The 20443-nt window shown below is 64.1% G+C and carries 17 protein-coding genes and 1 riboswitch; of the genes, 7 read left to right on the top strand and 10 right to left on the bottom strand.

Features of this window, described 5'->3' with window-relative positions:
• Positions 1-274: 274 nt before the first annotated feature.
• Positions 275-469, bottom strand: a complete 195-nt coding sequence (locus H8A95_RS19645; RefSeq protein ID WP_229184582.1) for a hypothetical protein — start codon at positions 467-469, stop codon at positions 275-277.
• A 140-nt stretch (positions 470-609) separates the two neighbouring features.
• Complete coding sequence (locus H8A95_RS19640) at positions 610-1674, bottom strand: ketopantoate reductase family protein (protein ID WP_229184581.1); 1065 nt, start codon at positions 1672-1674, stop codon at positions 610-612.
• A 234-nt stretch (positions 1675-1908) separates the two neighbouring features.
• Between H8A95_RS19640 and H8A95_RS19635 the strand changes: the two genes are divergently transcribed.
• The 6 genes from H8A95_RS19635 (at position 1909) to H8A95_RS19610 (ending at position 8444) form a co-directional block, all read left to right on the top strand.
• A complete protein-coding gene (locus H8A95_RS19635; RefSeq protein WP_229184580.1) occupies positions 1909-3135 on the top strand; it encodes a TetR/AcrR family transcriptional regulator in 1227 nt (408 codons plus the stop codon).
• Between the two features lie 267 nt (positions 3136-3402).
• Complete coding sequence (locus H8A95_RS19630; protein ID WP_229184579.1) at positions 3403-4641, top strand: branched-chain amino acid ABC transporter substrate-binding protein; 1239 nt, start codon at positions 3403-3405, stop codon at positions 4639-4641.
• 125 nt (positions 4642-4766) lie between these two features.
• Positions 4767-5714, top strand: coding sequence for a branched-chain amino acid ABC transporter permease (locus H8A95_RS19625; RefSeq protein ID WP_229184578.1), 948 nt, complete (start codon positions 4767-4769; stop codon positions 5712-5714).
• A complete protein-coding gene (locus H8A95_RS19620; protein ID WP_229184577.1) occupies positions 5711-7003 on the top strand; it encodes a branched-chain amino acid ABC transporter permease in 1293 nt (430 codons plus the stop codon). The genes H8A95_RS19625 and H8A95_RS19620 overlap by 4 nt, the downstream gene beginning before the upstream one ends.
• Positions 7000-7749 carry an ABC transporter ATP-binding protein gene (locus H8A95_RS19615; protein ID WP_229184576.1) on the top strand — a complete coding sequence of 250 codons (750 nt, stop codon included), beginning with the start codon at positions 7000-7002 and terminating at the stop codon, positions 7747-7749. The genes H8A95_RS19620 and H8A95_RS19615 overlap by 4 nt, the downstream gene beginning before the upstream one ends.
• Positions 7749-8444 carry an ABC transporter ATP-binding protein gene (locus H8A95_RS19610; protein WP_229184575.1) on the top strand — a complete coding sequence of 232 codons (696 nt, stop codon included), beginning with the start codon at positions 7749-7751 and terminating at the stop codon, positions 8442-8444. The genes H8A95_RS19615 and H8A95_RS19610 overlap by 1 nt, the downstream gene beginning before the upstream one ends.
• Before the next feature lie 49 nt (positions 8445-8493).
• On the opposite strand, the gene H8A95_RS19605 is transcribed toward H8A95_RS19610, so the two are convergent.
• On the bottom strand, positions 8494-10254 hold the full coding sequence (locus H8A95_RS19605; protein WP_229184574.1) for an adenylate/guanylate cyclase domain-containing protein: 1761 nt from the start codon (positions 10252-10254) through the stop codon (positions 8494-8496).
• Positions 10255-10628: 374 nt separating this feature from the next.
• Positions 10629-11543, bottom strand: a complete 915-nt coding sequence (locus H8A95_RS19600; RefSeq protein ID WP_229184573.1) for a LysR family transcriptional regulator — start codon at positions 11541-11543, stop codon at positions 10629-10631.
• Positions 11544-11611: 68 nt separating this feature from the next.
• Between H8A95_RS19600 and H8A95_RS19595 the strand changes: the two genes are divergently transcribed.
• The gene (locus tag H8A95_RS19595) at positions 11612-12229 is read left to right on the top strand and encodes a GNAT family N-acetyltransferase (RefSeq protein ID WP_229184572.1); all 618 of its coding nucleotides are present in this window, start codon (positions 11612-11614) and stop codon (positions 12227-12229) included.
• A 48-nt stretch (positions 12230-12277) separates the two neighbouring features.
• Here H8A95_RS19595 and uca read toward each other — a convergent pair whose 3' ends face one another.
• The 6 genes from uca to H8A95_RS19565 are packed head-to-tail and all read right to left on the bottom strand — an operon-like array spanning position 12278 to position 20067.
• Positions 12278-15820 carry an urea carboxylase gene (uca, locus tag H8A95_RS19590; RefSeq protein ID WP_229184571.1) on the bottom strand — a complete coding sequence of 1181 codons (3543 nt, stop codon included), beginning with the start codon at positions 15818-15820 and terminating at the stop codon, positions 12278-12280.
• Between the two features lie 3 nt (positions 15821-15823).
• Entirely contained in the window at positions 15824-16474 is a 651-nt protein-coding gene (locus tag H8A95_RS19585; protein WP_229184570.1) for an urea amidolyase associated protein UAAP2, read from the bottom strand.
• A complete protein-coding gene (locus tag H8A95_RS19580) occupies positions 16471-17316 on the bottom strand; it encodes an urea amidolyase associated protein UAAP1 (RefSeq protein ID WP_229184569.1) in 846 nt (281 codons plus the stop codon). Before H8A95_RS19580 ends, H8A95_RS19585 begins: the two co-directional genes overlap by 4 nt.
• A complete protein-coding gene (locus tag H8A95_RS19575) occupies positions 17313-18146 on the bottom strand; it encodes an ABC transporter ATP-binding protein (protein ID WP_229184568.1) in 834 nt (277 codons plus the stop codon). The genes H8A95_RS19580 and H8A95_RS19575 overlap by 4 nt, the downstream gene beginning before the upstream one ends.
• Positions 18143-18961, bottom strand: coding sequence for an ABC transporter permease (locus H8A95_RS19570; protein ID WP_229184567.1), 819 nt, complete (start codon positions 18959-18961; stop codon positions 18143-18145). Before H8A95_RS19570 ends, H8A95_RS19575 begins: the two co-directional genes overlap by 4 nt.
• Before the next feature lie 32 nt (positions 18962-18993).
• On the bottom strand, positions 18994-20067 hold the full coding sequence (locus H8A95_RS19565; RefSeq protein WP_229184566.1) for a putative urea ABC transporter substrate-binding protein: 1074 nt from the start codon (positions 20065-20067) through the stop codon (positions 18994-18996).
• Positions 20068-20145: 78 nt separating this feature from the next.
• A riboswitch (guanidine-I (ykkC/yxkD leader) is annotated at positions 20146-20256 on the bottom strand.
• Between the last annotated feature and the right edge of the window lie 187 nt (positions 20257-20443).

Raw genomic sequence — 20443 nt, 5'->3', positions numbered from 1 at the left:
TTGCGGGGGAGGGTTGGGGAGAGGGGTGCCACACGGCGAACTCTCTCTGAATTCCCTACGACGACAGGCGAGCGCATTGCGCGGTTGATGCCCTCGTCGATCATCTCGCCCGGGGCCACCCCTCTCCCCACCCTCTCCCGGCGCAAGTCGGGCCTGCCCAACTTGCACAAATCAATGATGCGCAACCGGGGTAGACCCCGGTTGCGTGGGAGAGGGAGCCTGACTGGCGTGCCTGCCTTACGTGCCGGCGATCTCAGAATGCAGGGCGTGTAGCTTACGCCGCCAGATGGCACTGCCCCATCTCGAACCCGTGCCGGCGCCCGCGTGCGATGCCCTCGGCGATCGCCTTCACGACGATCTCGGCGTCGTCAGGGGAAAGATGGTCGAGCGGCCGCCAGGCGCGCATGATATCGCGCGCGCGGTCGAGGTCGCCATAGATTGCAAGGAGAGGAAGCGATTTGATCGGCATGAGCGTGGCTCCCAACCGCAACTACGCGAGCCTACCTCAACCAGGTAGGGCGAGCCATGCGTTCGACAGCCGCGATTGCATGCCGTGCCGGTCGCCGATGCATGGCGAGGGCGTCCTGCCCCCGCCATCACACATTTCCGCTACTGGGCGCCGGAGCCGCCCTGCACGATCTTCTCGTTCAGCTTCTGATCGACGGTCTCGACCGTGCGGTCGATCTCGGCGCTGGGCGCGCCGAGCTGGTGCGAGATCAGCTTCACCAGCAGGTCGACGCGCTCGATGAACGGCGCGCCGGCGGCGACGGCGCGGGCCGCCGATGACGGCTTGAGCAGGCTTTCCGCCGCCTTGGCATACTTCGCGAACGGCACCTGATCCGCGGGATCGGCGCCGAGCTTGCGCGCGATGCCGTCGACATGGTCATAGATCGCCTGCGAGCGATTGAGGTCGCCATGCACCGCGTCGCGGATCGATTGCGGCTCTGTCGGCGTGATGCAGCGATAATTGCCGGTCAGCAGCATCGACCACTTCGCCAACGGCACGAACAGCGAGTCGAAAACCTTCAGCTTCACCGGCACGTCCTGGCCGTCGAGCGTCACCGCGTCGATATCGGCCTCGAGCTCGCGCAGCACCTTGTTGTGCTTGTCGTCGGCGAACGCCGAGGCCTTGAAATTGGTCGGCAGGCCGACATGCAGCACGTTGGCCTTCTCCTCCGGCGGACGGAACGCCTGCGGATCCGGCGAGCACAGCGTCACCAAGCCCGGGTCGAAGCGCTCCCACACCTGCGCGTTGGTGTAGGCTTCCTCGAGGTCCATGCCGGCGAGCGCGGGGATCCGCTTCAGATAAGGCGGCGGCGGCATGTTCATGATCGACAGGCACGGCAGCTTCGCCGCCGCGATCTTGATCATCAGCACGCGAACCGTGTGGTTGGTGTATTGCGGCTCCTGCATCGCAAGGCCGACCATGTCGTAGCGCGACAGATCGACATCGGCAGGCGTGACGGCGTCGAGCTTGCCCGGCAGGTCGCGCGAGAAGATCGAGCGATGCTCCTTCTCGTCGCGCAGCTTGATCCGCACCTGGGTGCCTTCGCGGTTGATCAGATCAGCGGTGTTCTTCCGGCACACCAGGGACACGTTGTGCCCCGCCATCAGAAGCTTGGTCCCCAGCAGGGAGCCGTAGGAAGCTCCGAGGATCAGAATGTTGCGCGCCATGCTCTCTTAAGCCCTTCTCTTCAAAATCCTGCCCTGAGGGTGATGCCGGCTGCTGCCCGGTCGATATTGGCCGTCCAGCGTGTCCCCGGTCCGGCGTCCGCCAAATCACCCCTCGGACAACACGATCCATCTGGTGTATGGTATGCCACGGTCTATCGCAGGTCGACAAGCCGCTGCCAAGGGGATTATCTCGCGTGCGGATTATCGTTCCGCGATCAGGAAGGGCATTCGAGCTTGCAAGTCGCCGCCGACCGGACGGATCGGGCTGAAGAAATCCTTGTCTCGGCTTCCCGGCTGTTTGCGCGCCACTCCTATGCGAACGTGACGATGGAGCAGGTCGCCGCGTCGGTTCGGGCCGTGCCGGGCGCGCTCTATCACTATTTCCGCGACAAGGAAGATCTGATCTTTCACTGCTATCTGCGGGGACTAGCGATCTATCGGCACGAAATGGAAACGGCCGCCGAGCCCGGCATCGATGGGCTCGAGATCGTCAGGCGCTTCGTGCGCGGCAGGCTGCGGCCTGAAGGCCAGCGCATGATCCTGTTCACCGACATCGATGCGCTGGCTGCGCCCTACAGCAGCGAAGTCCATGCCAGGCGCTGGCAGAATGCCGCGCTGCTGGCGGACATTCTGGATCGGGGCGTGGCTGATGGTTCGATCGCCTGCGACGAGCCGCTGCTCACGGCCGTGGCGCTGATCTCGATCCTGGACTGGGTTCCGTTCTGGCTGTCCGAACGCGACTACTACACGCGCCAACAGGCGATCGATGCCATCGACGACATCATCACGCACGGCGTCTACCGGCGCGAGATCGCGATTCCCGCAATGCCCGAGCCGCTCAGCCTTGCCCCGTTCCTCGAGTCTCGCGCAGCGCTGAACAAGCGGGCCGCAAAGTTCGACAGGATGCTGTCGATTGCCTCCGACAGTTTCAACCGAAGGGGCGCTTCAGGCACATCGCTCGAGAGCATCGCCGTGGATGCGGGCATGACCCGCGCCGGCATCTACTATCATTTCAGCGAAAAGGAGAGCCTGTTGCTGGCCTGCCTGCGACGCGGGCTCGCCGGCGAGGTCAGCATTCGCGAACACCTGCAACAGCACAGCCTCGGTGCATTCGATCACATCGTGCAGCGAATCCGCTTGCTGCTGATGCTGCACGACACTCCCTGCGGGCCGAAGACGACCTACCACAACATCAACTATCTCAACGATGGTGACCGGAAGGCCTATGTCGGAGACGTGCTGGCGACGATCCGGCAGGACCAGAACAGCTATCAGCGCTGGATCGACGAGGGCCGCTTCCGCCGCGTCGACACGTATTTCGCAGAGCGTATCTTGACCGGAATGGGCCATTGGTATCCGATCTGGTTCAAGACCCGACGTGACTGGTCACCAGCAGAAATCGCCGATCATTTCGCGCGGCTGTTCCTCGTGGGCCTCAAGCCGCGCAGACATCCGGCCTGAACCGAACATGGGGCTCGCATCGTGCGGGCCTCGGACGACGTCCGTTCCCGAGTGGCGATCCGCGAGCAAGCGCGGCCTCATCCAAAAGTTTACCCGTAATTCAAAACCACGATCGATTTCGAAGGCATATAGCCTATAACATTATAATACCTTCCGCTAAAACTTGACGCGGCATTCAAAGCCAAAGTTGCGAAGGCTCGGCAATTGGGGTTATGAGACGGCCTCGATCGCTGAAGATCAAGAAACACAAGCAAGGGAGAACGCAGGATGCATAAGCTGATCGTTGCCGCCGCGGCAGCGCTGACGGTGTTGGGAGGCGCGGCGTCCGCGCAGGAATCCATCAAGATCGGCTATATCGATCCGCTCTCCGGCGGCGGCGCCAGCGTTGGCGAAGGCGGCCTGAAGACGTTTCAGTATCTCGCCGACGAGTTGAACGCCAAGGGCGGCATCCTCGGCCACAAGGTCGAGATCGTTCCGCTCGACAACAAGACCAATCCGCAGGAAAGCCTGGTGCAGGCGCAGAAGGCGGTCGACGCCGGCGTCCGCTACATCACCCAGGGCAACGGCTCGTCGGTCGGCGCTGCGCTGGAAGACTTCGTCACCAAGAACAACTCGCGCAACCCCGGCAAGGAAGTGCTCTACTTCAACTACGCCGCGGTCGATCCGAGCATGACCAACGAGAAGTGCAGCTACTGGCACTTCCGCTGGGATGCGAACTCGGACATCAAGATGGAAGCGCTGACCAACTACATGAAGGGCCAGCCGACCATCAAGAAGGTCTATCTGATCAACATGGACTATTCGTTCGGCCAGTCGGTGCGCACTGCTGCGCGCAAGATGCTGGGCGAAAAGCGGCCGGATATCCAGGTCGTCGGCGACGAATTGCACCCGATGCTCAAGGTCACCGACTTCTCGCCCTACATCGCCAAGATCAAGGCGTCGGGCGCCGACACCGTCGTGACCGGCAACTGGGGCCAGGACTTCGCGCTGCTCTTGAAGGCGGCGGCCGACGCCGGCCTCAAGGTCAACTGGTACACCTATTATGCCGGCGGCGCCGGCGGACCGACCGCGATCAAGCAGACCGGCCTCGAGAACCAGGTGTTCCAGATCAGCGAAGGCGTCCCGAACTCCGGCAACAAGGCGGCGATGGATTTCGAAAAGGACTTCCGCGCCAAGACCGGCATTTCCGTGTGGTATCCGCGCGCGGTCAACGAGATGCGGATGTTCAAGGCGGCCGCCGAGAAGGCCAACTCGATCGATCCGGTGAAGGTCGCGGCCGCGCTCGAAGGCATGAAGTTCGAAGTGTTCGACGGCGGCGAGGGCTTCATCCGCAAGGACGACCACCAGTTCTTCCAGCCGATCTACATCTCCTCGTTCGGGTCGCTGGCCGACAAGGCCAAGGAGCCGTTCGACGAGGAAAACACCGGCTGGGGCTGGCACATCGTCTCCAAGATCGACACCGCGCAGACGATGCTTCCGACCACCTGCAACATGAAGCGGCCCTGATCGGCCGCTCCCTCCTCCGTCATTCCGGGGCGATGCGAAGCATCGAACCCGGCATGACGTGATGCTCCTTTCCTTCGACAGGTCTTTGATCACGTGAACCGTTCCCAGTCTCACACGGGTGCGCCATGGCTGAATTGATCGTCATCTCGACGCTCAACGGCGTCTTGTTCGGCATGCTGTTGTTCCTGCTGTCCAGCGGGCTCACCGTCATCTTCAGCATGATGGGCGTGCTCAACTTCGCGCATGCCAGCTTCTACATGCTCGGCGCGTTCTTCGGTTATCAGCTCACGCGCTGGATCGGATTCTGGCCGGCCCTGGTGCTGGCGCCGCTTCTGGTCGGCGCGGTCGGCATGGCGGTCGAGCGCTACGGCCTGCGCAACACCCACAAGCATGGCCATGTCGCCGAGCTGCTGCTGACCTTCGGTCTTGCGTTCGCGATCGAAGAGATCGTCTCGATGATCTGGGGCAAGAGCCCGGTCGATTATCGGGTTCCGGCGGCGCTCGACTTCCCCGCCTTCACCGTGTTCTCCACCAATTACCCCGCCTACAAAATCTTCATGCTGGTGGTGTCGGTCGTGATCTTCATCGCGCTGCTGGTCACGCTGAAGCGGACGCGCGTCGGCCTCATCGTGCAGGCGGCGCTGACCCATCCGAGCATGGTCGGCCATCTCGGCCACAATGTCGGCCGCGTGTTCATGCTGGTGTTCGGCGTCGGCAGCGCGCTCGCGGGTCTCGCCGGCGTCATTGCCGGGCCCTCGCTGGTGACACAGTCCGATATGGCCGCATTCCTCGGCCCGATCCTGTTCGTCGTCATCGTGTTCGGCGGCCTTGGCTCCCTGCCCGGCGCCTTCATTGCTTCGCTGCTGATCGGGCTGATCCAGACCTTTGCGGTCGCGCTCAATGGTTCGCTGGCCAGCGTGTTCGGCCCGCTCGATCCGAGCCTCGGCGCCTCGCCGCTCACCGATATCTGGAACGTCACGATCGCGCAGATCGCGCCGATCCTGCCTTATCTGCTGCTGGTGCTGGTCCTGATCTTCCGCCCCATGGGCCTGTTGGGGACGCGCGAGTCATGACCAACGCTCCCACGCCCTCCATCGCCGTGACCAAGCAAGAACCCGGCGGCGCCTTGAGCTTCTATGGCGTCTGGCTGATCGCAGCCGCAGCGCTCATTGTGCTGCCGCTGATCTTCTCCTCCGGCGGCTCGCTGACCTCGTTCAGCCTGATCGGCATCGCGATCATCTTCGCTCTGTCCTACAACATCCTGCTCGGCCAGACCGGTCTGCTGTCGTTCGGCCACGCCGTGCAGTACGGCCTCGGCGGCTTCCTCGCCGTCCACGCCATGAACGCGGTCGCGAGCCACAATTGGCCGATCCCGCTGCCGGTGATCCCGCTGATCGGCGGCATTGGCGGCATGGCGTTCGCCCTGCTGGTTGGCTGGGTCATGACCAAGCGCGCCGGCACCGTGTTTGCGATGATCTCGCTCGGCATCGGCGAGCTGGTCGCCTCATCGTCGCTGATCCTGCGCAGCGTGTTCGGCGGCGAATCCGGCATCACCACCGACCGCACCTCGCTGATGCCGCTGTTCGGCTGGACCTTCGGGCCGCAGATCCAGGTGTATTACCTGATCGCGTTCTGGGTGATGATCTCGGCGATCGCGATGTATGCGCTGACCCGCACACCGCTCGGGCGCATCTGCAATGCGGTGCGCGACAATCCGGAACGCGTCGAGTTCATCGGTTACGATCCGCATGTGGTGCGCTATCTCGCCTACATGTTCGCGGGCTTCTTCGCCGGCATCGCCGGCGGGCTGACCGCAATCAATTTCGAGATCGCGAACTCCGCCTATCTCGGCGCGACGCAGTCGGGCCTGGTGCTGTTCTCGGCGTTCATCGGCGGCACCGCCTATTTCTTCGGCCCGATCCTCGGCGCCATCCTGGTGACCTATCTGCAACTCGGACTGACCAGCGTCACCTCGGTCTGGCAGCTCTATTTCGGCATCATCTTCATCGGCATCGTGATGTTCGCGCCGGGCGGCATCGCCGGCATCCTGATGAAACACCGTCCGCTGATCCGTGCCGGAACGCTCGGCACCGTGATCCCGTCCTACCTGGTCGCGGCGATCCCGACGCTGGCGCTGGCGCTCGGCGTCATCCTGACCATCGAGACCGTCGCGCGCTTCTCCGGCGACGCCGCGATCAATCTGCTCGGCATCCCCTTCGTCGCAACCGCGCCGACGACCTGGGCGGCTGCGGCAGTGCTGGTGGTCGGCGGCTTCCTGGTCGCGCGTATCACCTGGCGGCGCGTTGCGGAAGCCTGGGATCGCGCCGCAACGGTGGCCCGTGATCGGGGGTATCTCGCATGACCGCGGCCATTCAAGTCAACGCCGTCGAGAAGAGCTTCGGCAATGTCCAGATCATCCGCGATCTCAATCTGAGCGTCGCCAAGGGCGAGCGTCACGCCATCATCGGGCCGAACGGCGCCGGCAAGTCGACGACGTTCAACCTGATCTCTGGCCACATCAAACCGACCTCGGGCGAGATCCGCCTCAACGGCGAGGTGACCTCGGGCCTGCGCCCGTTCGAGATCAACCGGCGCGGACTGTCGCGCTCGTTCCAGGTCACCAACGTGTTCGCCCGCATGACGGTGTGGGAGAACGTTCGCTGCGCCGTGCTGTGGGCGACCGGCCACCGCTACGCGTTCTGGAAGAACGTCGACACCCTGCCCGAGGTGAAGCAGCGCACCGCCGAGATCCTCGACGAGATCCATCTCAGCCATCGCCGCGACGTGCCGGCGGGCCTTCTGACCTATGCGGAGCAGCGCGAGCTCGAGATCGGCATCACGATCGCCGGCGGCGCCAGCGTGATCATGCTGGACGAACCGACCGCGGGCATGAGCCACGCCGAGACCGAGCGCGCCGTCGCGCTGATCCGCCGCCTCACCGAGGGACGCACGCTCGTCATCGTCGAGCACGACATGAGCGTGGTGTTCGGCCTCGCCGACCGCATCTCCGTTTTGGTCTACGGCCACATCATCGCCTCCGGAACGCCTGAGGAAATCCGCGGCAATCCGAAGGTCAAGGAAGCCTATCTCGGCGAGGAGGTCGACTGATGCTCGAGGTCAGGAATCTTCACGCCTATTACGGCAAGAGCCACATCCTGCAGGGCGTCGATCTCGACATCGCGGCCGGCGAGGTGGTGAGCCTGCTCGGACGCAACGGCGTCGGCCGCTCCACGACCGTCAAGGCGATCATGGGCGAAGTGCCGCCGCAGGGCACCATCCGCTTCAAGGGCCAGGACATTGCGGGCCTGCCGAGCCACAAGATCGCCCGCCTCGGGCTCGGCTACGTGCCCGAGCATCGCGACATCTTCCCGAGCCTGACGGTGCGGCAGAACCTGATCCTCGGCATCAAGGACCCGCGCCGCCCCGGCAAGTGGCGGCTGCAGGAGATGCTCGACATGTTTCCCAACCTCGCCCGCCGCGCCGACACGCCGGCCGGCGTGCTGTCGGGCGGCGAGAAGCAGATGCTGACCACCTGCCGCACCCTGCTCGGCGATCCCGAATTGATGATGATCGACGAGCCGACCGAAGGCCTGGCGCCGCTGATCGTGCAGCAGGTCGGCGAGCTGATCGCGCGGATCGCCAAGGCCGGCGTCGCCATCCTCTTGGTCGAGCAGAAGCTGTCGATCGCGATGAAGATCTCGAACCGGGTCTACATCATGGGCCATGGCCGCGTGGTGTTCGAAGGCACGCCGGAGCAGCTCAAGAGCAACGCCGCGATCCGCGAGGAATGGCTCGAAGTGTAAGGCGGGGATGCGGGCTGGCTTCTCGTCCACGCCGAGAAAGTGCGTCAACCTAGCTTGACGGCAACCCGGCCTCTGTAAGGGCCTGGTGAAAGAGCTGTTGTGCCGCCTTCGGCCGCACGGGCTGTATCGGCATCGATATGATCGACAATTGCGGCAACGCGGCCAACAAGGCACCGCATGCTGTTGCTGCCTCGCTCGTCTTCCCAAGCAGTTGAAGACTTGCCGTCAAGATCGCATGCGCAATCCAGTAGTCGGGCTTTCTCTCAATGGAAGACCGCGCCCACCTTGCTGCTTCCAGATAATCCGCCAACAAGAAATGCGAGATCGACAGCACGGTGTAGCGAAAGAAGATACTGGGATCTTTTGGATTGAGCCTGATTGCGAACTTCGTTTTCTCGATGCTCTCCTGCGCGCGGCCGCCGTAGGCGAGAATGGTACCTAACGTCCCATAGCCAAGCGAAAAGTTTGGATTGATTTCGATCGAACGTTGAAGAGCTCCAATTGCCTCGTCAATCTGGTCGTTCAAAGCACCAAGTACGATTCCAAGACCCCAGTAGACATGCTCGTCGTTGACAGAGAGCCAAAGTGCGGTTCGGATTGATTGCTCAGCTTCAGATTTGAGCTCCTCCGCGTTCGAAGCAAAGCCCATGAATATGATGTGGCTCGTTACCAGCGACAGCAGCTTGTAGCCTTCTGGGCTCGCCGGGAAATCGACCGTCATTTGCTTTGCAAGATCTCGAGACCTTGCCAGACTATCCCGATTGAGCCCGTACAACTCTTTCCAAGCCCTCTTGCTCGCGGTCCAGACATCAAGGCCCGCTGACGCCGTTCGATCCATCAAGCTGCCTTCCAGGAAGATCAGCTCGGTCTGAAGAGTCGCGACGACTCGCTTCGTGATGTCATCTTGCAAGTCGAAAATATCGACCAGGTCTCCGTCGTATCGCTCAGCCCAGACGTGACCACCAGTCTCCACATTGATCAACTGAGCATTGATACGCACGCGCTGGCCGGCACGCCGAACGCTACCTTCCAGTACGTACTTGACCCCAAGCTCGGCGCCGATCTTCTTGATGTCGACAGGCTTCCCCTTGTACGTGAAGGTCGAGTTGCGGGCGATGACGAGCAACCCCTTGAATCGAGAAAGCTCGGTGATGATGTCTTCCGTCATACCGTCCGCAAAGAAATCTTGCTCGGGGTCGCTGCTCATATTGTTGAACGGCAAGACCGCAATGGACGGCGTCGTTTCCAAGGTAAGGACTACTGGGCCGGAGCTCGGCACCCCTTTCCCGACCGAGTAGGCCCGGATGGGCTTGCCGATGTTCTTCAGCTTCAACTCACCGCGATCCTCGAACCGGACGTCGATCTTGCGGACCACTTCGGAATAGAGCTTCTCCGATACCAGGATCGTTCCAGGTTCACATAGCCCCTCAAGCCGAGCGGCGATGTTCACACCTTCCCCGTAGACATCACCATCATCCTGTATGATCACGTCGCCCAGATTGAGCCCTATCCGAAGCTGCAAAGGCAGCGTGAGGCGGGAAACCTCTTCCTGAATCGTGATCGCGCTTCGGAGCGCCGCCATGGGGCTTGCAAATTCGGCAAGGAAGCCGTCGCCCGTGGTCTTGATGAGACGTCCGTGCTCCTCGTGGAGGCTGGGCTCAATAACTTCCGTCCGCAGTTGCGTAACACGCGCAACAGTGCCTTCCTCGTTCTCCTCCATGAGGGCTGAGAAGCCAACGACATCGGCTGCCAGAATAACAGCGAGGCGCCTCAACATCGGGACACCGGAAGCATGAGCAAATTTGATCAAGAATATAGGGTCTGATCATATCCGCCCATCCCAGGTTGTAAATCGACTATTCCAGTGAACTGGCATCTTGCTGAGACCCGCGGTACCCTCCAGTTCCCTGTTGAGGGCGAAGAGGAACTACTCCGACCGGATCGATGCGACGACATCGCCGGCGCGCAGCGTCTGGCCGGGCTTCACTGGCACCGACGCAATCCTGCCCGCGCTTGGCGCGTGTGCACGCTGATCTCCATCTTCATCGACCCGACCGCGGCTGGTCACTGGACAAGCGCGAAGCGTGGCTGGCGGACGCCATGCTGGATGTGCCGGTCAAGCCCGCGGCCAGGCCACCCAAGCTCGCTTGAAACGCCACATCCAGCAAAGCGGCACGGACCGGGTCAGGCGGGAGCGCGGGCAGGCTTCCTGTATTCCGCGGTCTCGGCGCGAAGCAGGTCGCAGAATTCGAGTGCAAGACGGCTGCGCGGCCGTTGCGACGGAAACAGCAGCACGGTGGTGATCTCCAGCCGCGGCGTGAATGGCTTGAGCACGATCCTGGCGCTGGCAAAATCCCGCGCGACGACGGGATCGACGATCGAGAAACCCAGCCCCTGCGCAACCAGAGCACAGCGTTGCATGCTGTACTGAATCTCCGCCACCGTTCTGACCTCGGCCCCGGCGTCTTCGAAGGCGCGTTCGAGGCGCGATCGATGCGGCGCGCCCGGGGCTGCCGCAATCATCGCCTCGCCGTGCAGGTCTTTCGGCTTGATCAATCGCTTGGACCGCAGCCGGTGCTGACGCGGCAGCACGCAGACGGCGTCGGTCGTCATCAGCAGTTCGTCGTCGACCGCGGCAAAACCCGACTGGGGTCGCGCCAGCCCGACATCGCACTGGCCCGCAGCAACCAGACTCCAGACCCGTTCAGGGCTATGCACGGCGACCGACAGCATGATGCCGGGGTTCTTCCTGGAGAAGTTGCTGACGATCCGCGGCATCAACGAATAGGTGAATGCCGGAAGACAGGCGATCCTCAGCGTCCCGCTGCCCCGCGCGCGAATGCCGCGCGCCGCACGCGCCAGATATTCCAGCCCGGCCTGGTTGCGCTCCACCTCATGCAAAAATATCTCGCCTTCCGGCGTCAACGTGACGCCGCCGCGCCCGCGTTCGAACAGCGCGAAGCCGATCTCGCGCTCCAGCCGCGCGATGGCACGACTGACGAAAGGCTGCCCGATCCGCAGGCTCAGGGCTGCCTTGGTGATTCCGTTGTGACGCACGACCTCGCGAAACAGGTCAACGTGTCTCGGATTCAGGGGCATAACCAATCCGCATATGAACTGCCATTCCGGTCATTTGACGGCATGTTGGTTCGATGCGTCAATAGGGCATGCAATTCGTAGACAGCCATGCCGCCCTGGCCACCGACCGCATCCTGCTGACCAGGATCCACGGTTCTGAGATCGCGCGGGTCAAGCCGCTCGGGGACGCCGGCATGCTTCGGCAGCTCGATCGCGGCGGCTCCGGCCGGACGGCGGCCGCACGCATGGCAGCCACGCTGGGCTGCGCGAACGTCACGGCCGCGTTCGCGATCGAGGACGCCGGGTCCGGCGACATCATCGGCCTTACCGCCTTCGCGGCGCTCGAGCCGGACGAGAAGCGGGCGACGCTTGCGCCGATCTGGAGCAGCGGACGATTGGACGAGGTCCTGCTCATGAGCCATGTCGCGCATCTCATGACACGGTATGCTTTCGAGGTGCTCGCTGTCGAACGGGCCGAGGTGCATCTGGATTGGCGCCTGCGGCGTACGCTCGAGCTCTACACCGGCCTCGGCTTCCGCTGCGAAGGACGGCTTCGCGCCTATTTTGCTTGCGATGGAGGTCCATCCGCCGACGCTGCGGTCCTCAGCGTGGTACGCTCCGGATGGCCTGCCATCGCCGACCGACAGCGCCGGCTCCTTGCCGACGAGCCGTGGCGCGATCGGCTTCCGTCCGATCGTCCCCCATAGCGCAATGACGTGGACAGGACCGCAGCGTCGCTCGTGACGCGGCCGAAGCTACGCCGGCCGGATCAACGCCACGACGTCCCCCGCGCGCAGCGTCTGGCCGGGCTTCACCGGCACTGACGCGACACGGCCTGCCGCGGGCGAGAGCACCGAGATTTCCATCTTCATGGACTCGATGATGGCGAGCACGTCGCCGGCCGCGACCTCGGCCCCCTCCTCGACCAGGATCTTCCAGATATTGCCCGGCACTTCCGAGAAGGCACCTATCTGGCCATCGGGAATGCCGGTCGCGACGGCACTCGTATCGATCGGTTCGGCCGGCGCCTCGTCGAGCTTCATGTCGCGCCAGCGCTGACGCTCGGCGTCGAACGCCGCCTGCTGGTTCGCCTTGAACGCGGCGATCGACGGCTGCGTCGCGGCCAACTGCTTCGCATAGTCGGCGTAGGAGAACTCGCCCTGCTCGATCCTGATGTCGTATTGCCCGTGCGGGAATGCGGCACGTGCGTCCAGCAACTCGTCGGCGTCGACCGGGAAGAAGCGGATCTTGTCGAAGAAGCGCAGCAGCCAGGGATGACCGGGTTCGAACACCCGCGTGGTGCGCCATGTGTTCCAGACCTGGATGGTGCGGCCGAACAGCTGATAGCCGCCCGGCCCTTCCATGCCGTAGATGCACATATAGGCGCCGCCGATTCCGACCGCGTTCTCCGGCGTCCAGGTCCGCGCCGGATTGTATTTCGTCGTCACCAGCCGGTGCCGCGGGTCGAGCGGCGTCGCCACCGGTGCGCCGAGATAAACGTCGCCAAGGCCGAGCACGAAATAATCGGCATCGAACACGATGCGGCGAACATCGTCCTCGCTGCCGAGCCCGTTGATCCGCCGGATGAACTCGACATTCGACGGACACCACGGCGCGTCCGCGCGCACCAGCTCCTGATATTTGCGCATCGCAAGCTCGGCCTGCGGATCACGCCATGACAACGGCAGATGCACGGTGCGGCTCGGCACCCGCATCGCATCGACATCAGGCAAGTCGACCTCGATCTTGCGCAGCACGTCGAGCAGCTTTCCGCGCGACAGCGCCGTGCCGTCATAGTGAATCTGCAGGGAACGGATCCCCGGTGTGAGGTCGATCAAACCACCGAGCTTCGCCTCCTCCAGCGCCTCCGCCAGCACATGGACGCGCAGGCGCAGCGCGATGTCGAGCTCCATCGGTCCGTATTCGACCAGCAGATTGTCGTCACCGGCACGGCGGTACACCACCGGGATCGGGCCGTCATCGTTACGGCCGACGATCGCCGATCCCAGTTCGGGCGCGCGCAGCACGGTGGGGCCCGCGACGGGATCGTCGCGCGTCACCGGCACAAAGCGCACGGTATCGCCGGGCCGGAGCTGGCCGATCTTCCAGAGCTCGTCGCGCGCGACGACCGCCGGACAGACGAATCCGCCGAGGCTCGGTCCGTCGGGCCCGAGAATGATCGGCATGTCGCCGGTGAAGTCGATCGAGCCGACCGCATAGGCGTTGTCATGGATGTTCGACGGATGCAGCCCGGCCTCGCCGCCATCGGCGCGCGCCCAGCGCGGCTTCGGCCCGATCAGCCGCACGCCGGTGCGGGCGCTGTTGAAGTGCACCTCATAGCTCGCCGCGAACAGCGTCTCGATATCGTCGTCGAGGAAGAAGTCCGGCGCACCGTGCGGGCCGTAGACCACGCCGATCTGCCAGGCCGATGTCAGCTCCGGCCGCTCTTCCGCCGCAGCGCGCCGCGGCGCTGCGAGGTCCGATGCATCGGCGCCGATATGCAAGACGTCGCCGGCTTTCAGCGCGCCTGTCGCATGGCCGCCGAAGGCTCCGAGCGCAAACACCGCACGCGAGCCGAGGATCTCCGGCACGTCGATGCCGCCACGCACAGCCAGATAGGCGCGCTGGCCCGGGCCCTTGATGCTGCCGATGGCAAGCGTCTGGCCCGCGCGCACCGCAACCGGTTCGTCATAGGCCACATCGGCGCCGTCGAGCGACGCCTTCATCCGCGCGCCCGACAGCGCGACGGTCGCATCGGTGTTGAAGCGCAAGGTCGGCCCGTTGACCGTCAGCTCCAGCGCGGTTGTCGTCTCCGGATTGCCGACCACCCGGTTGGCGAGCCGAAACGACCGTTCGTCCATAGGGCCGCTCGGCGGCACGCCGACACGCCAGAGATGCAGCCGGCCAGGTAATTCCTGCACGCCGCTCTGCGCACCGGGTGCGACGACGTCGATGCTGCGGGGACGGTAGGCGAACGCGCCGAGCACGCTGGTTGCGACCTGTCCGCTGCGGAACACGTCGGACGCCGCGATCGCGCGCAGATAGTCCAGATTGGTCTCGATGCCGGCGACGACCGTGTCATTCAGTGCTTGCGTCAGCTTTGCGATCGCGGCCTCGCGCGTCTCGGCCGACACGATGATCTTGGCCAGCATCGGATCATAGAACGGCGAGACCTCGGTGCCGGTCTCGATCCAGCCGTCGATCCGCGCATCGCCCGAAAAGGTGACCTGCGTCAGCCGGCCGGCGCTCGGGCGAAAGCCGGCGCCCGGGTTCTCGGCATAGAGCCGCACCTCGATCGCCGCGCCCTTCGGTGTAAGCGTGCCGGCCTGTCCCAGCACCTCCTCACCGGCCGCCTGCCGGACCATCCATTCGACGAGATCGACACCCGTGACCTGCTCGGTGACGGGGTGCTCGACCTGAAGGCGGGTGTTGACCTCGAGGAAGTAGAAATCCTCGCGCTCGACGTCGTAGATGAATTCCACCGTGCCGGCGGATTCGTAAGCGACCGCCTTGCCGAGCGACACCGCGGCCGCGTGCAGCCGCCGGCGGATGTCCGCGGAGAGCCCCGGCGCGGGGGTCTCCTCGAAGACCTTCTGGTTGCGCCGCTGCAGCGAGCAATCGCGTTCGCCGAGCGCTACCACGTCGCCCTTGCCGTTGCCGAAGATCTGCACTTCGATATGCCGCGCTCGCGCCACGAACCGCTCGAGATAGACCCGCGCGTCGCCGAAGCTTGCCCGCGCCGCACGCTGCACGGATTCGAATCTCTCGCGCAGCGTCGCCATGTCGTGGCAGAGCTGCATGCCGATGCCGCCGCCGCCCGCCGTGCTCTTCAGCATCACCGGAAAGCCGATCACCTCCGCCTGCTGCGCCGCCTCGTCGATGGTCTCCAACAGGCCCGAGCCCGGCAGCAGCGGCACGCCGCTTTGCTCGGCGATCTCGCGTGCGCGGTGCTTGAGGCCGAAAGCGTCAAGATGCTCCGGCCGCGGTCCGATGAACCTGATGCCATGCTCGGCAAGCCGCTCGGCGAAGCGGCGGTTCTCCGACAGGAAGCCGTAGCCGGGATGCACCGCCTGCGCACCGGTCGCGAGGCACGCCGCCATGATGGCATCGACGTTGAGATAGCTCTCTGCGGCCGGCGCAGGACCAATCCGCACCGCCTCGTCGGCCGCGAGCACCGGCCGCGTGAAGCGGTCGGCGTCGGAATAGACTGCGACCGAGGCAATACCCATGCTGCGCAATGTTCTGCCGATCCGCCCGGCGATCTCGCCGCGGTTGGCAATCAGGACCTTGCTGAACATGCCTCACGCCTCCGGCTCGAAGATCGCGACGTCGAAGATCGTCACCTGGACCGGCGTCGGGAAGAAACCGTTGCAGGGATTGTTGATCTGCGGGCAGTTCGAGATCAGGCACAGCACATCCATCTCGGCGACCAGCTCGATGGCGTCGCCGGGCTTGGAGACGCCGTCGACCACGGTGAAATTTCCGGCGGGATCGATCGGCACGTTCATAAAGAAATTCAAATTCGGCACGATGTCGCGCTTCGACATGCCGTACTTTGCGGCTTCGATCACGAAATTCTCGCGGCAGGCGTGCTGGTAACGGGTCTGGTGCCCGAACCGCACCGTGTTGCTCTCGCAGGAGCAGGCGCCCGCCGAGGTGTCGTGCAGGCCGCAACTGTCGGCCGTGACGCGCAGCATCACGCGGCCTTCATTTGACATGATCTGCGTGCCGAGCCCGACATAGGCCGAGCCCTGCGCGCGCAGCGTATCCTGCCCGCTGTAGCGCTCCTGATAGTCGTCGGCGCGATAGAACAGCGTATCCACCGCCTGCTGGCCGTGGGTATCGGTGATGCGCAGAGTCTGGCCCTTGCGGATGATGGCCGACCATGGCTTGCGCGCGGGGATTTCGACGTCGAGGACGATGCGGCCGGTCCGAACGGATTGCGTGGTCATCGCACGGCTCCTTCGCTGGCCTGGCCGAAATACATCGCGTTGTTCTCGAAGGCGCGGATCGCCTCGGCCGTCGCGGTGCGGCACAGATCGTCGGCGGCCGGCGCACTCGCGCGATAGCGCACGATCTCCACACTCGCCTGCGGGTAGGCTTTGGCCGGATCGAGCGGATGCGGACAGTTCGAGAGCGCGATCAGCAGATCCATTTCGGCACGCAGCTCGACGAAGTCGCCGCTCTCGCGGCGCCCCTCGGACCAGACAAACCTGCCGTGCGCGTCGATCGCGACCGGGGCGAAGAAGCTCATGCAGGGATGCACGTCGCGGCGATCGAGCCCGAGCTTGGCCGCGGCGAGGATGAAGTTCTCGCGCGTGTTGCGGAAATTGCCGTCGCCGTACTTTGCCTGGTTGGTCGCCGCGGTCGAGCCGCCGACCACAGCATCATGCGCGGCGCTGGTGTCCTCGGTGATGGCGAGCAGCGCGCGCCCCATGTCGGACAGTAGCACGCGTCCCTTCTGCAGCCGCGCCGCCCACTGCACCTTGATGGTGTCAGCGTAGTTCAGCCGCTCGGTGGTGTCGGCGCTGTTCCAGGCGAGCAGGCTGACGGTCGATGTCCCCGCCGTGTTGACGATACGCAGCGTGTCGCCGCGGTTCAGCCGCATGGTCCAGTACCAGCCGGCCGGAATCACCTCGCGATGGATGATCGCGTCGGTCGCGATCGGCGCGGCATCGCGCGCAGTCGGCGCCGGCAGCGCCCGCGGCGCGTGCTCCTGTCCCGCCGCTTTCAGTTCGTTGTAACGTCGGGTATGCGCCGCGATCTCGGCCTTCTGTTCCTCTGTGAGGATCATGGTTGCTCCTTCAAGACGAGAGCGCCGGGCCGTCCCGGCTGATGCTCCTTGCCTGACCGGGTCGTCCCGGCCGGAGCTGGTTGAACCGACGACCGCAGCTCTGCGCTGCGGCGAGGGAAGATCTCGAGATCGCGCGACACCGTGGCGCCGTAGCGTTCGCGCTCCTCGGGCCGGTTGCGCGACCGCTCCAACGCGATCACGCGCGTCGCGAGCCCGAAGGCTTCGCTGAGGTCGTGTGTCACCATCACGACCGTCAAATGGGTCTCGTTCCAGAGCCGCTTCATCAGCACATGGATGTCGGCGCGGATTCCAGGATCGAGCGCGCCGAACGGCTCGTCGAGCAGCAGAATCTTCGGACCGCGCATGATCGCCTGCGCCAGCGCGAGGCGCTGCTGCATGCCGCCCGACAGCGCCGACGGATATTTGCTCTCCTGGCCGGCGAGCCCGACCTCCGCCAAGAGCTTCATCGCGTCGTCCATGGCGGCGCGCCGGGCGGCGCCGAACAGCCGGGCCGTGAATTTGGCATCGCGCAGTTCGCGGCCGAGCATGACGTTCTGCAACACGGTCAGATGCGGAAACACCGAGTAGCGCTGAAACACCACGCCGCGGTCGGCGTCCGGCTCGGCGGGCAACGGCTTGCCGTCGACCAAAATCTGCCCACGGCTCGGCTGCTCCTCGCCGAGCAGCATTCTGAGCAGCGTGGTCTTGCCGCAACCGGAGGGACCGACCAGCGCAATGAACGCGCGCGGCTCGACCTCCATCGTGATGCGCTCGAGCACGATGTGATCGCCGTATTCCTTCCAGACGTCGTCGAAACGGATCGCGCTCATTCCGCCCTCACCGAGGCAAACCAGGGAAACGCCTTGCGTTGCAGGACGCGCAGGCCGACATCGATCAGGAACGCGAGCAGCGTGATCCAGGCGACGTAGGGAATGATCACGTCCATCGCGAGATAGCGGCGCACCAGGAAGATCCGGTAGCCGAGGCCGGAATCGGATGCGATCGCCTCGGCCGCGATCAGGAACAGCCACGCCGGGCCGAGTTGCAGCCGCAGCACATCGATCAACCGCGGCAGGGTTTGCGGCATCGCGACCCGCAGCGCGATCTGCCAGGTCGAGGCGCCGAGCGTCTGCGCCTTGACGATCTGCTCGCGCGGCAGCTCCTGCACCTTCATGGCGAGGTCGCGGATCATGCACGGCAACGTCCCGATCACGATCAGCGCGATCTTGGAATTCTCCCCTAACCCCATCACGATGAACAGGATCGGCAGCAACGCCAGCGGCGGCACCATCGATGTCACCGACACGAACGGCCCGAGCAAGGCATTGGCGCCCGGCAGCAGCCCGATCACGATGCCGAGCACGAGCGCCGCCACCGTCGAGATCGCCAGCGCCGACCCCAGCCGCCCCAGGCTGGCCACGGTGTCGGAGAGCATCAGATAGCCGCCGGTGCGCGGGTCGACCTCGAACGCCATCTGCTTGACCGCCTGAACCATGCTCGGCAGCGCCGGCAGCAGCTTGTCATTCGGGTTTTGCGTGAGCCGTGCGCTGGAGCCGGCGAAATAGGCGATTGCGACCAGTAGGAACGGCAGCGCGAGCAGATAGAATCGCGTCTGCCGTCCCGGCCTTATGTTCACAAGTCGCATCGTCGGCTCCTGCTTGCGGCGGCACTACACGATCAGAGCTTGCCCTTGGCGGCTTCGTCCATGTAGGTCGGGTCGAAGCGCAGCTTGACGTTCGACTTGTCGCCCAGCACCGACTTGTCGGCGAGCTCGATGCCAACCGCGTCGGCCGACTTCGCGCCCTTGCCGAGCAGGTCCTTCTCGAACAGGAACTTGCGGACGCGATCCATGGTCATGCCGATGGTCTTGCTGCGCGTGAAGGCTTCGGCGTCGGTTGCCTTGTCGAACAGCTTTGTGGTCGAGAGCTGGCTGTCGAAACCGGCGAGATCGGTGCCGGAGGCCTTGGCCATCGCTTCCTTGGCAGCCTTCGCAGCGGGATCGTTCGCCGTCATCTTCGACAGCGTCTCGTACCAGATGCCGACCAGCGCCTTGGCGAAATCCGGATTGTCCTTGGCGACCGCGGTGTTCACCACCATCAGGTCCATGATCTCGCCGGGAATCTGCGAGGAATCGAACACTTTCTTCGCGTCGGGCGAGCCGAGGATTTCCGTCACGATCGGATTCCAGGTCACGACCGCATTGACGTCAGGCGTCTTGTAGGCGGCCGCGATATCGGCATCCGAGGTGTTGATGACCTTGACGTCCTTCTCGCTCAGCTTGCTGGTTTCGAGCGCACGCGCCAGCAGATAGTGCGACACCGAGAATTCGACCAGATTGACGGTCTGGCCCTTGATCGCAGCGAGGTCGGACTTGTTCTTCAGGATCACGGCGTCATTGCCGTTGGAGAAATCGCCCATCACGACCGCGGTGGTATCGACGCCACCTGCGGCAGGAATCGAAAGCGCGTCCATGTTGGTGATGGTGACGGCATCATAGCCGCCGGCGGTGTACTGGTTGATCGATTCGACGTAGTCGTTGAACTGCTTGACCTCGATCGCGATGCCGTATTTGTCGGCCCACTTCTTGACGATGCCGGTGTCGGCCGCATAACCCCACGGCATCCATCCGACATAGATCGACCAGGCGACCTTGAAGCTTTTCTTCGGCGCGGCGTCGGCGGCAGGAGCCGCCGCGAGCACGACCGCGCAGCCGATGACAACAGAGCGAAGGAAGAAAGAGAACTTGTTCATTGCCGATCCCTCTTGCGAAACTTCACAAAAAGGGACTGGCGAAAAGACCATCGCTCCGCCAATCCCTTGGCTAACGAGGTCTCCCGGGCTTTTATCCCGCCGTGCACCTGCGGGGATGTCTCCCCCGCAAGCGGCTGCTCTCGGACCAGCACCTTGCTTGGCAAGATCGGAACCCTAGCGGCCAACTCGGCGTCATTGATGCACGAGCCGTGCCACGGCTCCGCCAGTTGAATCTCATGAGATTTTTCGGCGCGCGCCGCTCAGGCGCGACGATGCTCTGCTCAAAAACTGCGCAGGCCTGCTCAGAATTGGCTCTGTCCTTTCTCCACCCGCGCTCGCAGCATGGCGACGGACAGTGTCGAGGGCGAAGTTCGAT

Origin of the sequence: Bradyrhizobium oropedii (assembly GCF_020889685.1) — a bacterium.
In the GTDB taxonomy this organism is placed as follows: domain Bacteria; phylum Pseudomonadota; class Alphaproteobacteria; order Rhizobiales; family Xanthobacteraceae; genus Bradyrhizobium; species Bradyrhizobium oropedii.
The sequence above is the reverse complement of the archived record's forward strand: the minus strand, read 5'-3'. Positions and strand labels throughout refer to the sequence as shown.